General features: G+C 58.2%; 4 protein-coding genes. 3 read left to right on the forward strand and 1 reads right to left on the reverse strand.

Features of this window, described 5'->3' with window-relative positions; all coding sequences use genetic code 11:
* Nucleotides 1-446 precede the first annotated feature (446 nt).
* Nucleotides 447-2,144, reverse strand: a complete 1,698-nt coding sequence (locus tag DJ81_RS03200; RefSeq protein ID WP_094588429.1) for a PKD domain-containing protein — start codon at nt 2,142-2,144, stop codon at nt 447-449.
* A 301-nt stretch (nt 2,145-2,445) separates the two neighbouring features.
* Here DJ81_RS03200 and DJ81_RS03205 point away from each other — a divergent pair, with 301 nt between their 5' ends.
* From DJ81_RS03205 to DJ81_RS03215, 3 genes are all read left to right on the forward strand, one after another.
* Nucleotides 2,446-10,350, forward strand: a complete 7,905-nt coding sequence (locus DJ81_RS03205; RefSeq protein WP_094588431.1) for a right-handed parallel beta-helix repeat-containing protein — start codon at nt 2,446-2,448, stop codon at nt 10,348-10,350.
* A gap of 686 nt (nt 10,351-11,036) precedes the next feature.
* A complete protein-coding gene (locus DJ81_RS03210; RefSeq protein ID WP_094588433.1) occupies nt 11,037-11,783 on the forward strand; it encodes a hypothetical protein in 747 nt (248 codons plus the stop codon).
* Nucleotides 11,784-12,426: 643 nt separating this feature from the next.
* On the forward strand, nt 12,427-15,215 hold a 2,789-nt coding region (locus tag DJ81_RS03215), incomplete at its 3' end, for a hypothetical protein (RefSeq protein WP_212589821.1).

Below are 15,215 nucleotides of genomic sequence, written 5' to 3' on the forward strand. Positions count from 1 at the left end.
CGTTGTTTCTCGAACGGCGTCCCACTGCCCGGCGGTGACGCTATCGGGTGGCCGGGGGTGGCCGGGGTAGCACTGCTCCCTTGGGCTCCCTGCTCTGCAGGTCCCCACCCACGTAGTGGTGACGTAGGGTGGACGTAGAGCGAACGTAGGCCTACCCGTAGGAGCCGGCACGCCCTACACGTAGGCTACGTCAGATCGTCCCAACTCGTTCGGCTCAACGTAGGGCTTGCTTTCAGCTCATAGGTGTGATCACGTTCGTTCACCCGCAAAATGGCACGCGATGACGACTCCATCTGACTACTGAGTCGACTACCGCTGCCAGATATCGTTACTTATACGTTCTAGATATGTCACCGACGGTATGGAGCTGTGTGCTCCTACTGGTAGTAGGTACTACCCCCCCTTTGCCTACTACCGCTCTCTGTGAAAATGACCTGCAGTGACCGCTAGTCGGTTCGCCGCGCGATGACGAGGCTTACTAACAGCGCAAGTACAGCAAGTCCCCCAGTAAAGCCAGGAGTACTATCATCAGTCTCACCGCCGCCGCCAGTATCTCCATCTGCATCGGCATCCGTGCCATCGCTGGCTTCCACGACCGATATCGTCGACGTTGTTGTATTCGTCTCACCGGCATCGTTCGTCACCACTAACTCGACCGTAACCTCTCCAGTCGTCTCGAATGTCGTCGTGGCTGTCTCGCCACTAAGCGACTCACCGTCGACGGTCCAGTCGTACGCAGTGATATCGCCGTACGTATCCGTTGAGGTACTCGCATCGAGCGTCACGTTCTCACCGGTCGTCAGTTCACTGGGTGCGTCAAACGACGCTGTCGGCTCGCTTACGGCACTCACAGCGAAGTATGAGAAGCCGGGCACCTCGCTTTCGAGGATGATCTCGTCGTCTGATTCCTCACTTACCGTCGTCGGTACTGGCTCCCACGTGCCGTCGGTGTAGCGATACGCCTGTAGATCCGCCACGTTCGCGTCTATGTCTTGCACGCGTTCGCGCGCAACGCGCTGTTCAACGATCGCCGACTCATCAGCGATCTCGTTAGGGACCGTCACTTCCGAGACGGTCGCCATCGCGCCGGGGACCGCACTCACGTTCTCGGGCGTCCGATTAAACGCAGTCGTGGTGACGCTCCCGTTGACGTCGGTACCCTCCCACGTGATCGCAACGATATTGGAGTCGTTGGTAAAGCGAACCTGTGAGAGTCCGAAGTCCTCGCTGGTGACGATTGTCTGTGACTCGGTGAGACTTCCCGGCGTCTCGACAGTGTCAGTGTCATCGCCACTTGTGCCGTTGCCATCGGTGTCGCCACCACTGGTGTCATCGCCAGCCGGCTGGTCATCGATCGCTCCGGGGTTCCCACCAGCGCCGCCCCCGCCACTTGGCGGCGGCGCGATTGGGGCTGTCTCGGCGGCTTCAACCTCAACGGTCACATTTTCTGAATCCTGTCCTGAGCGCACAGTAAGCGTCTCACTCCCGCTCATCGTATCGTCGGTCGCCCACGTAAGCGACGTGCTCGTCGTGTTCCCGATTGGGACGGTCACTGACCCACTGTCGACGACGGTCCCATTACTGTCGACGAGCTCGATGTCTTGTGTCGAGTCCACGGGGCCAGTATTGTCGACCTCAACGTCGATCGTGGCGTCACTGCCCGCCTCGATGCTCCCCGGTGCGTTCGTGACTGCCACTTCGAGCGACGGCGCGACGGTTTCTGCGTCGGCCTCAAGCATGACTTCTTGTGTGCCAGAGTCCCACGGCATCGTCGTCCCGCCGATGGACTCGTTTTCGAGACTGGTGATCGTCACCGGTGTCCCTCCAATCTGGAATTCAACCTCACCGCTGTCGGGTTCTTGGACCACAAGGGCGTCATCTTCAGCGGCTGGGCCCCCAAATGTTCCGTCAGCGTCTGTCCGCAGCGTATGCTGAACCTCACCGTCAGCCACCGCCTGGATCGTAACTGGACCCTCCAGCGATCCGTCCGTTACTGAGAGTTCACCGTAATAGACTCCCGGAATCGACGGCACGTCATCGTCTTGTGCTGTTGCCGGTTCAACTGGTGCCGCGCCGCCGACGGTCATGGCGGTTGTGGCCAGACACACAGCAACGACAACTGTGAGAACCCGTCTACCGTTCATTTGACAGTAGACAGATAGCCACAGCGGATAAGTACCACGATTTTATCTACCATCGGTATATATTTTGAGCGACATGTGTGAACGCTCCCAGTCATACAAATTTCGAATTTAAAATTGCGCTTTGACTGGGAAGCAATCGATTGCAGATCGATAGATAGCGCTGTACCCCACTGCAAACACTAGTCATGTCGCCACACTGGGTTTTATATAGGACCGCGATAAACCAGAGCAATATACCAATGGTAGACAGACTTGGTGTGGCGAATGGACCAGCAATTGCTGCGACAGATGGGGGCTGCCCATGAGTTTACGCGATCGGGTGAACCCCACGCAGCTACTGGCCGTATCGTTTGCCGTGATTATGCTCGTCTCGATGGGCGGGATGGCGTTCGTCGGCGGTGTCGGCGCCCAGACGGGTGGTACCGCTGATGGGCTGATTGTCGACGAAGAACCAGTCACGTCCGAGTTGGGTATCGCGTCAGGCGATGGTGATGTTCAACTCACAGGGGCCACAGATGACCTAGATGCGGAGAATGTCGACGTCGACGATGACGGTAGCATCACCGTTAACCCTAGCAACTCCGCTGGTGCTAACCAGTTCTCTGGGGTTACGGTCACCCCGAACCGGGTCGGCGTTGCTGATGGGAATCTGGCAACAGGCCTTAACGACGCCGTTGACGACGTTGTCGTTGAGGGTGATGCCGCACCCATCGTCGTGATCGAACTCGCTCCGCAGTCGAACTTCTCACAGACTAACGGCGTTGCGGGGACTCACGACTTCATCGTCATCGGTGAAGATAACGATCTGCCCGTTGATATCGACAGTACCACCGATGGTGATATCGCAGCCTACGCTGTTAACAACGACGACGTCACCGACAACAGCGAGGTAGCTACCAGCGGGAACTTCGGTGATACTATCGACGCGTTCGTCGGTACGAGCGAGTCCGATCTTCAGAACGAGAACGTTGACGACTTCCGCATCGGTGCCGGTACCTTCGGCGACGGTGACGTAGACGTCAACGCGCTCCAGATCAGCAGTGACGCTGCCGACGGTGAAACCGTTCACTCCGAACTGATTGCGCTCGATGACGGTACCACTGAGCGCTACTTCAGTTCGGTTACTGACGCTTCCGTGGCGGCGACTGACGGTGACACAATCACTGTCGCTGATGGGACGTACACCGATCTCGAAGACGACCCGGTTGCCCTCTCGAATAACGAACTGACCGTTTCAGGCGCTGGTGACGATACCAACCTGAACACGAATGTCGACGTGACCGGGAACAACGTCACCGTTGAAGCATTCGACATCAATGCTGAGGATGATGACACCAACGGTATCGTCGACGTTAGTGGCGAAAATACGACGCTTCAACAACTAACTGTCGATCAGGCGACAGCTGGCACTGGCATCGACATTGCGTCGGGTGCCGATAGCGCGGTCACGACTGTTGATAACGTCACGGTCAACGCCACTGACCTTGATACAGTCACTGCTGGTGACACCGGCCTCGCGCTCGATACGAACGCAGGCGAAGAAGTCATCGTTACGAGTTCGGCGTTCGTTGGTCACCAGACGCAGATTGCTGGCAACGACAACGTCGATGAAGGCGCGCTCCTGACTGCGAATAACTTCGCAGGCGCGGACGCACAGTCCGCTGTTGCCCGCAACACAGACGGTGACGTTGTTGGCAACGCTATCTACGGCTCGATTAACGACGCCGACGATGCTGCGCCCGCAGATGGCAGTATCGACGTCTCAGAGGGGACGTACAACCACGGCGCCGGGACTCCGGTGACGATCGAGACTGACAACGTCACTGTTACCGACACTGATGACGCCGCGACTGTCAACAACAATCTTGTCGTCGATAGTCGCTCTGGTGACGTTGTCGTCAATAACTTCGACGTCAACGTAGTGAGCACGACTGGCGATGCTACTCTCGATTCGCTCAGCTTCAATGGAACTGCCGCTGACTCCTTCGATACTACCAGCGGATCTGTTACCAACGCTACGTTCACGAACACCGACACTGGCACGGGTAACTACGACGTAACCGCCGGCAATACGGTTGACGTCGATGGCGCAGTTGGTGGCGCATTCACCCTTGACGGTGCGAGTGCGGTGAGTGTCTCCGGTGCCGACGGTGCCAACTTCGCGCTTGACAGCGCGGGTGATGTGACTGTCACTCAGACGCTGTCTGATGGTCTCGTTGACATCGGATCTGGCGCATCGACGCCGGCCGACGTGACTATCACTGACGGTGAAGCGAGTAACTACGACATTGCGGACGTGTCCGGTGATGTTGATGTTACTGGCGTGACGGTCACCGCTGGTGGTATTTCTGTCCCGAACACTGCACAGAACGTCAGCGTTGCTGACGCTAACATTACACTCGATGCTGATGGAGACACCGGCGTCGACATCACTGCGACCGGCGAGGCCGACGAAGTCATCTCCGTAACGAACACCTCGGTCGACGGGGATACCACAACCGGGACTGGCATCGAGGTTACTGATGTCAACTCCGGCGTGACTGCAGAGTACACTATCGAGAACAACACGCTCACGAACTTCGGTGACAGTGAGGATGCCGATATCGGTATCGGCGTGAATATCGCCGAACAGGACTCGACAGGTCGTGAAGCCGTTATCTCGATCTCCGGCAACGTGATTGCTGGTGGAAGCGAGTTCATCGGGATCCAGGCCGACCTCTCTGCTGCCGAAGACGTCGCGATGGTCGACAACGAAATTGTCGGCGCTGACGTGAGCGGTGGCGCAGACAGTGTCGGGATCAAGTTCATCGAGGCGCCTGACTTCGGCGGTGGCTTCCTCGGTGGTGGTGACGGTGCAGCCTTCAGCGGCAACACCATCACTGGCCACGCCCGGCTCATTGAAGACCGCTCGAGCGGCGACGAGCCGCCGATTCGGTCCGATGGCTACACGAAGATCATCAACGACCTCGACAACGACTTCGGTACGCTCGTTATCGGACCCAACGGCGACTATGAGGCTACGTACGGTGACGACCTCGACATTAACGACAACAATGGTGAGGTCGTTTACCTGCCTGGCAGTATCAGTGAGGCGACGAACCTCGTTGGCGCGAACCCCAATGTGGATTCGGCTGACCTCCAGGCCTACGAGACTGACGTCACGGTCTCGAGTGCGATCAACTCGACACCGGACACCTACGACGACGATCCGGTCGTCTTCCCGAACGCTGATGACATCACTGTGAGCGGTGAAACCGAGGCCGTCACTGCTGAGACGACCTTCGAAATCACTGGCGGTGATCAGCGGAACAACCACAATATCCGCTCGCTAATCATCGAGAGCGACGGTGACGCAATCACTGTCAGCACGACGAAGGCACAGAGCCAGTTCACGAACCTCGATGTGAACGCCACTGATGGCAGTGGTCTTATCGTCAACGCCGACGACACCGACGTGAACGTCATCACCGTCCAAGATGTTGACTTCGAAGTCGACGAGAACGGTGTCGTTCTGTCCGGTGGTACCGGAAGCGCATCCGCACCCGCGTCTGACGACCGTGACGGCTTCACGCTTGACGGCGTCATGATCGACGGATCGGGTATCGGTGACGGCTACACCGGTCTTGATCTCACCGATGTCGAGAAGCCCGGTAAAGATGGTATCGAGGGCTTGACTATCAACGGCCTCACTGTCTCCAACTTCACCACGCAGGTGGCCGTTGGTGATCAGTTGCCCGACGAGGTTGACGGCAAAGCATTCGAGGACGGTACCCCCATCGACGTCGACGGTGTTCACATCGATAACACTGAGTTCTCGCACGCGGTCCTTGTCGAGCAGAGTAATGGGGACCTGCGGAGCGATGACCTGTACGGCTCGGTAGACACTGCTGATGACGCGGCTACTGGCGGCGACGTCATCAACATCACGAACGCCGGTACTGGTGACTACGATCACAGCGCCCCGGTCACCATCGACACAAACGATGTTACCGTTTCAGGCGCTGATACTGTCGATGTCGAGATTCGTAACCCGATCAATGTCGGCGGCACGGGTGAGGTGACCCTTGAGACGCTGGCCGTTGTCGCCTCCGACAGTGTTGACGTGCTGAACACTGCGGACGGCGGTACGGACACGGCTGTCATTGGCACCGACGCTGCTACGGACCTCACGGTCCGTGACGTGGTTGTGTCGACGACCCTTGATCCGGATGATGACAACGAGATGCCGGTCGGTATCGGTGCAAGCGACACTGCATCGTCGCTCACCATCGAGAAGACCCGCGTGGGTCAGGTAACTGGCGATAGTACAACTGGTACTGCCGTCGTCGCACAGAGTGGCGTTGATCTCAAGATCAGCGACAGCGTGCTTCGTAGCGGTGCGACGGTCATCGACACGACCACCAGCCCTGACAATACGCTCGTCTCCGAGGCATACGGCGTCCTCGCTGCTACGGAGACCAGCCCGAACATTACTGATACCGTGATCGAAGGGTTCGACGAAGACGGTATCAACACTGACGCCGATTCGCTCACCCTGACGGGTGGCGAAGTCACTGATAACAACCAGCTTGACGACCCGGACGACGCCAACAATGGTGTCGGTGGGGTCGTGGCCGACGTCACGTCTGACGACCAGTACGAGATCGATGGCACGACCATCGAGAACAACGCTGGGCCCGGGGTCCAGCTGAAGGGTGTCGACCTCACGATGGTGGGTGCGACAGTCTCGCATAACGCTGGCGACGGTGTCAGCGTTGACGGCGACGAGGTCACCATCAGCGACGACACGACGATCGAAGCTAATGACAATACGGGTGCTGACCTGACGGTCGCAAACGCGACGGTTGTCGACAGCACCGTTAGCGCGAACGCGAATGGGCTTGCTGTCGACGCTGGCAACGATGTCTCCGTCGACAACAACACGGTCGCGAGCCACGACGGCAACGCCGTTGATGTGGCGGCGACGACCGCGTCGGTGACAAACAACACGGTCACCGACAACGGGCTTGGGGTCACCCTCGGTCTCAGTGACGGTGCGAACTCCACGGTCACACTCAACGAGATCGAGAACAACGGTGTTGGCCTTGAGGTCGTGTCCGGCGCAGATGGCCTGACGGTCACCGGCAACGACATCGAGAGCACCGACACGGACATCGTGCTTAACGATGGCACGGCAGAGCTCGATGCTACGCTGAACTACTTCGGCGACAACGGTCCCGAAGCAGCCAGCGCGGCTGGACTCGACGAGGGTGACGGAACGATCGTCTACGATCCGTTCCTCAGTGAGTCGCAGGTCGACGACGTCAGCTCGGCTGCTGACCTCCAAGACACGACCTCCTTCGGGCACGACGTTGTGGTGCCGGAGGCACCTGACGGCGAGACGGTCTTCGTGAGTGTTGGCTTCCCGGCGGAGCCGGCAACGGACAGCAATGATCCGAATGCCGTGCCGGAAGTCCAAGACTACTTCAACACGAGTCAGGCCGGTCAGATCTACGCGTGGGACGGTGACAGCTTCGTCCCCGCTGCTCCTGGCGACGAGATTGACGCGTTCGACGCGTTCGTCGTCGAGAACGACGATAGCGGTGAGCGCGTTGCGACGATCGAATACCAGAACGACCGCAACGTGGCTGACAGTATTGACAACGAGTACCAGTTCGAGAAGGGACTGAACTTCGTCGCGCCGCAGCAGGCTGGCACGGTCAACCAGGCGCTGTTCCCCGGTGGCCCGACGGACTCCGTCACCCAGCCGTTCCCGGCTGGCGAGAACCTGTACGGTGACTTCGACGCCACGCAGGTTCGTGACGGCTTCACGAGCCCCGACAGCGCGCAGGCCTTCGGGAACTTCCGCTCCGGTGTCGGTGACGCCACCGTGCACCCGCACGCGGGGTACTTCGTGACGGTCAACGAGAACTCCAACGTGAACCTCTCGGTGACCGAGCGGATTCCGGTGGCGTCCGGACCGACAGAACAGACTGAGCCCGCCGCCGACAACGTCGCCGACCGGACGGACGCGACGTCCGGCACGGTGACGAACATCGACACGGGCGCAAGTTACACCAGCCTCAGTGAGGCTGTCCAGGAGGTCGACGACAGCCAGACGCTGGAGTTCGGTGCCGGTGTCTTCGCGAGTGACACCGACGAGATCCTCGTCGACAACGAAGACGTGACGCTTCGTGGCGCCGCGACGTCGGCGACGGTCATTGACGCGAACGTCACGATTGCGGCCGACAACGTGCGTGTGTCTGACCTGACGGTGGTCGGCACGCTCGACTCGACGGCTGCCGGCACGATCGTCGAGGAGACGAACGTTGTGGCCAACAGTCCGGGTGACGTCACCCTCAACGGTGACAACGCCCGCCTGAGCAGTGTGGACGTCGAGAAGAACATCAACGTCAACGGGAACAACGCGGACATCAGCGAGAGCAGTGCTGGTGAGCAGCTGACCGTTGATGCTAGTACTTCCGGTGTCTCGGTGAGCAACACGCAGGCTGGAAGCTTCGACATTCCGGCTGAGGCTAACGCAGGCGGACTCAGTACGAACACGGTTGTAGTGGACACCGCTGCTGACCTCCGTGATGCTGCAACGGATGAGTACAGTCAGCCCGTCGGCTCACAGACGACAATTGTCGTGAGCGACGATGTCGAACTCACGGACACTCAAGTTGACGTCGAGGTTAACGGCGTCACTATCGAAGGCGCACAGGACGACACGCTCGTGAGTCTTACCGGTGACACCACCACCCAGAAGGTCTTCGAGATTGGAGCCGACGACGTGACGCTCCAAGACCTTGCCGTTGAACGGACTGGTGGGCAGGTGCTCACAAACGGGCCAGCCGGAACGCAAGCTGTCGTCATCCGCGACGCCTCTGGTGTGACGATCGACAATGTCGACATCACGGCTGATGGCGATGTTGCGAGCGGGATTGCGGTCCTCGATGGTGGGCCTGAGAACACTGACGCTGGTGCTGCGACAGACATCACCATCGTCGACTCCAGTGTGGGAGCTGCGACCGCCGAGGGGACTGGCCCCGTAACCGGTATCAATGTGGCTGCGGCCTACGCTGGTGAGGTCGATGCCGTGACGGTAGAAGACAACGGCATTGAGGCCGGTTCGAATGGCCTCATCGTCTCCACGACGAGTGTTGGTCTCGGTGCGTCTGAGCCCGGTACGTTCGGTGCTGAGGGCGTCACCGTGACTGATAACAACTTCGTTGGCACGTTCAGTGATGCTGCTGTCACTGAACTCGCTGCGGCTAACGACGATGCGGTCGACGTGCTCGACTTCAGTGCGGTGTTCGAGGACAACAGCTTCGACCAGGCGGCAGCTGCCGTCGCTGACGGTGGCGACGACGTGCGGACCGAGACAAAGACAGTGACGAACGCGCTGGGTAATGAGGTTGAGATTGAATCCGGCGCAATCGTCTCCAGCGTTCAGGCTGCCGAGGATATCGCACAGGACGGTGACACCGTTGTTGTGGCTGGTGGCACCTACGCGGAATCCGTGACGGTCGATACGGCAAACCTGACGATTGCAGGTGCAGGTGCTGACGCGACGACGATTGACTCTACCTCTGGTGCGACGATCGAAATTAGCGGTGCCGATGGTGTGAGTATTAGTGGTCTTGAGCTAGACGGTAGTGGTAGCAGCAACAGCGGTGCTCAAGGAATCAGTATCCAGAACGGTGGCTCCGCAACCGTTACTAACACGGACATTACCAACGCGTTTGGGGGTATTCAGACCCTCTCCGACGAAAGTAGTGTGACCGTCGATGATGTTGAAGTGACCAACAGTGTCTTTGGTGTTGGACTTCAGAGTAGTTCATCAGACGTTGTGCGTAACAGCACCTTCGATGTCTCGACACAGGGAATCGGTATGTCTGGTGATGCTGCTAATGTAGAGATCACCGGTAACGAGATCGATGTTGAGGAGTCGGAGAGTACTACGTTCGACCAAGAACGTGGGATTGACTTCGCTGCAGATAGTGAAAATGTCACCATCGAGAACAACGTCATCAGCAGCACTGACACCGGTATCATCAGTAATACGGGTCTGGATAATGTGACCATCAGCGGAAACGACATCGCTGGAGACCTGACTCATATCGATGACAGTGCCGAGGCGCTTGATCTCGAGGCCATTCTGGGTGGCAACACCTTCGACCCTGCTGGCGTGGTCGATGGTACCCAGATTGTGCCTGAAGAGTAGGTAATCTACCTACTTTCGACCGCTCGCTAACTGACTGCTTTCTTCATTCTTTCCGACCGACAAGCAGTAGCCACAGGTCTCATTCGAGCAAACTGAGCCTTGCGCCGTCGTAGGTTTGCTCCAGTCGTTCTGCCCAGTAATTGGGGACTCTTCTCCAAGACGCTCGACAGAGCACGATCGCAATATGCGTCAATGTACCTCGCGTCCAGGTCGAGACGACTCATCTCGGTGCCGAACCATCTGCGGAACTGCTGAAGCATCACGTGATGTGTCTCACTGATCTCGAACAACTCGCTGGTAGTCCCGCGCAGGAGCGAGTATCACGATGCGAGTAGCTCGACCGATCGCATGCATGCGACGCGTACGACTACGGTGCCTGCCCCGGTCAAACACACAGTTGGCATGTGGTTTTAAGCCGTCCCGGACGGAAGCGAAAAGCACAGCTAGGAGGTCAAAAGAACGACACAGGGAAACCCCGTGCCGACCGCCCAGCAGTATCCATCTGGACGGTCGGGAGCAGGCAACTTCAATATTACCCCTGTGAGTGGCATCACTGGCAGTTGCTTGCGCTGGCACGCAGTGCCCACGGTGGACCCGAGCTGTATCTACGATGTCCACCACACCGAATACACGACCCACGATCGACGCACAGTACGCACTCACGATCTGGATGGAGAGCCTGACCAATGCGTGAGGCAAGCACAGCCACGGCGGAGACCACAGCCGCACTGGAGACGTTCATCGAGACGGCTACCGACGCGCTCGCGTCGCTCGGCGCTAACGAGACGACCCTCTCGGAGGTTGAAGCCGCCGGCGACGATCTCGTCAAGACGGTCACGACCCAGCAAGACCGACTCGAGGAACTCGAAACCCGTGTCGACACACTCGAGTCCGAACTCAAAACGGAGCGAGAGACTCGTGCTAAAGAGGCGGCCGAAGATCGCAAGCGACTCTCCGACCTCGAAGCCTGCGTCGACGATGACACAGAGACCGCAGATTCCCAACCGGATGTAGAGACCCCATCTGACGCCTCGACACTCGGGGTGGAACCCCCACAAACTCCACTCGAAGACGTTATGCGAGTGCCGGAACATCTCGTCGAAGAGAGTCTCACTGCCAACCAGCAGCGGGCGCGGTTCATCGCGAAAGATGCCCACGAGTACACTCAACAGGTGCCAGCAGGGCGCGCAATCAAGTCCTCGGCCCTTCGCCGAGTGCTCGCAGCGGGCGAAGACGCAACGATCTACACCGAAACGGTGAGTCGAGTGATCGACTTCCTCGACGAGCTCGGCCAAGAGGCTGTCAAGATACGTGAGTCCCAACAGGGAGAACGTGTCGTCGTCTTCACGGACGCGTTTGTGAAACGCGTGGTCGCGTATCAGAATCATCGCCAGCGTAACACCGTTGTTACCGAGGGAGGGGTAACCGGGTAGGCGGTAGTGTTACTGACTCACGTCACACCGAGCTGACCACGACGGACACCAGCACGATCCCGGTACCGTCGTTGTTTATCCTAGTAACAACTGAAGGCAACTCTCTGTTTGATTCAGAAGTAGTAGTCTTGTTAAAACACTGATCGAGAAAGACGCAGCGACTTGTCGGTAACAACGGTGTTACTCAGTTGGGAGCGTTGGTGCCGCTCTCATGACTCGCCCGACGCTCCGTGTTGGTGACAGCGCGGCTCGGTAGGAGTGTAGTAGGTCCGACTTGGTGGCGACAGCGATCACGGCTGCTCGATCGGCGTGTCCGCAATGGACAGGCGCGGTACCCGTCTGTATGTCGCTACATACCAATGGAATATACCGATGTTATAAGGCCCTTGGCAGGAAACCCCTCAGTAAGGTAGATGAGTGAAGCTGCCACACGGCGTCTGCGCGCGCCCTGCCATCACGCAGCCTCGCTCAGCAATTCCGGCCACGACACCAACCAATGATCAAACAACCTGCCACAGTCGTTCTGACAACGGTACTCCTCGTTGTCGGACTCACGATTGCACCGTTCGCTGCACTTGGACCTGCCGCTAGCACCGCTGCTGCACAAAGCGATTTCACCCCCGATAATAACGCGACATCTGTCGTGAATCCAGACGGTAGTATTGAGGGTGACCTTGTGGTTGATGTTGGGACTTCATTTGATGACGTGTATGTCGGTGACAGCGGCTCAGTACTGCTTGATGGTGAAGAGCCAGGAACAGAACTGAATATTACGGCACAGGCCGATGAATCTCAGGGTCTCGTTCGTTTTCTCGTAGCTGGCGAAGTTGCCACGATCACACGGACTGAGACGGCTGACGGGTTCGTAAACGACACTGATCGGACGCTTACCGAGGGGTACCCGTCAGCAGAGCAGAACCCGATTCAGGTCGATCTAGAAGTCGATCCCGAAATCCTGGATACCACGCTCCGGACCGATATCGCTGTTGACGACCAGCTTGACAACGAGTCGTTCACCGTCTCTCCTACTGTCGAGGAAATCGGGAATGACGCAACCGAGAATCTCGGCGTCGATCTGACCATCGAAGACAGCACTGGCACGGAAGTCTACAGCCCGTCACAAACACCCAGCGAGATCGCGGGTGAGGAAATCAGCGTACCGTTCGATGCTGTTGGCCCCCTCGAAGCGGGCACCTACAACGCGACGGTCACCGCGACAGCTGACAACGCGGAGACGGTCACCGCGTCGGATTCATTCACCGTCCAAGAGGTCGGTGAGCTTGCTGTCAGCATCAACGAGTCGAGCACGCTCGATGTGCGCGAAAACGAGACCATCAGTGTCGATGCCGACATCGAGAATACGGGCGATGTCCCCCTCACGCAGAACATTACTGCCAGCGTCAACGGCTCGGAACAGGCGACCACGACCGACGTGTCGGTTGGTGCCGGGGAGACAGTGACGAAGACACTCACTTTCACGGGTGAGACCGCCTTCGACGGCCAGAACGTCACCGTCAGCAGCGCGGATACAGCTGCTGAAGCACAGCTCACTGTCAGAAAAGTTGGCGAACTCGTCATCTCGACGCTTGACGCGCCCGCGAGCGCGAACCAGAGTGACACGATCGCAGTCAACGCGACGATCGAAAATACCGGCGATGTAGAGCTCACCCAAGACGTCACGTTCCTGGTCGATGAGACGATAGAAGCCACGGAGCAAGACGTCACTCTGAGTGGCGGCGAACAGCGGACATTCGAGTTCACGTACGATATCGCGGCAGATCGCCAGTCCGACATCCCGGTGAACGTCACGACAGCAAACGATTCAGCGACGCAAACGGTTGCGCTCAACGGGCTCGGTGATCTGACGGTCGACATCAATGAGACGAACAGCGATCTTGCGGTCACCGATGAGGAGAACGTCGTGGTCAACGCGACCCTCAACAACACCGGTGAGATCGATCTGACAAAGGAAATTACAGCCAGCGTCAATGGTACTGACCAGACGAGCCAGCAGGTCAATCTCGAAGCGGGAACGACAGACACGATTGAGCTCACGTTCCCGGCTGAGGAATCCTTCGACCACCAGAATGTCAATGTCAGCAGCGGCGACGACAGTGACAGTGCGCTGCTTATGGTCGATAAGGTCGGTGAACTGAACGTCTCGCTGAACGAGACGAGTGATCTGGAGGTGCGGGAAGATGAGAATATCACCGCCGTTGTTGATGTCAAAAACACTGGTGACATCGAATTCACACAGAACATTACAGCCGACATCAACGGCACGCAGGTGAAAGTTAAGGAGAACGTCACTGTGCCTGGCCGGACGACGACCACCACAACGTTCGACATCCCGGTTGACCTCACTGACGATGGAGAAACGCTCACCGTCAGCAGTAATGACACGAGCGATCCGGCTCAACTCACGGTGCTAGAGGTCGGTGAACTCGGCGCCACCATCAACGAGACGGCAAGTAGTCTCGACGTCAACGACGAACAGAACGTCTCGGTCAACGTGACGCTTGAGAACACGGGCGAGGCAACGCTCAACCAGACCATCGCGGCAAGCGTCAACGGTACTAATCAGACGACCGCCGACGTGAGCGTCGAGAGGGGCACCGATGCAGTCACGCTTGAGTTCCCGGCTGAGAAGGCCTTTGACGGCCAGGACGTCACGGTCCGGAGCGACGACACCAACGATACGGCGGCGCTGAGTGTCGCCGAAGTGGGAGAACTCACCGTCAACGATCTCCAGACACCGGCTGGCGTGAACCAGAGTGAAACGGTCAACATCAACGCCACGATCACCAACACTGGGGAGACAGAGCTCTCCCAGAACGTGACGCTGACCGTTGATGGCGAGGTCGTCGAGCCTAACGAGACTGTGACGGTCGCAAATGACAGTAGTCTGACCCAGAACTTCACCTACACAGTCCCAGACACCCAACAGACGAACCTGTCAGTCGCAGTCAGTACGACCGATGATACGGCCAGCGAAGAGGTGCCACTCATCGGGCTTGGTGACCTCACAGTCGAAATTAACGAGACAGCAAGTTCCCTGGATGTCACCGACGAGGAGCATGTCTCTGTCAATGTGAGTCTTACCAACACCGGTGAGATCGACCTCACGCAAAACATCACAGCGGCGGTCAACGGTGAGCAACAGGCGATCCACGAGGACGTCACGGTCGCGGCTGGCGACACGACACAGGCAACGCTCACGTTCGATGCTCACAAGGCCTTTGACGGTCAGAGCGTAACGGTCAGCAGCAACGACGACAGCGACCACGCACCACTCAGCGTTGCTGAGGTGGGTGAGTTCGACGTCAGTATTAGTGAAACGAGCCATCTTGGTGTCACTGACGAGGAGAACGTCGTGGTCAACGTTGATGTCACCAACACCGGTGAGACCGAGCTCACGCAAAACATCACAGC

The organism is Halorubrum sp. Hd13 (genome assembly GCF_002252755.1).
Lineage (GTDB): Archaea > Halobacteriota > Halobacteria > Halobacteriales > Haloferacaceae > Halorubrum.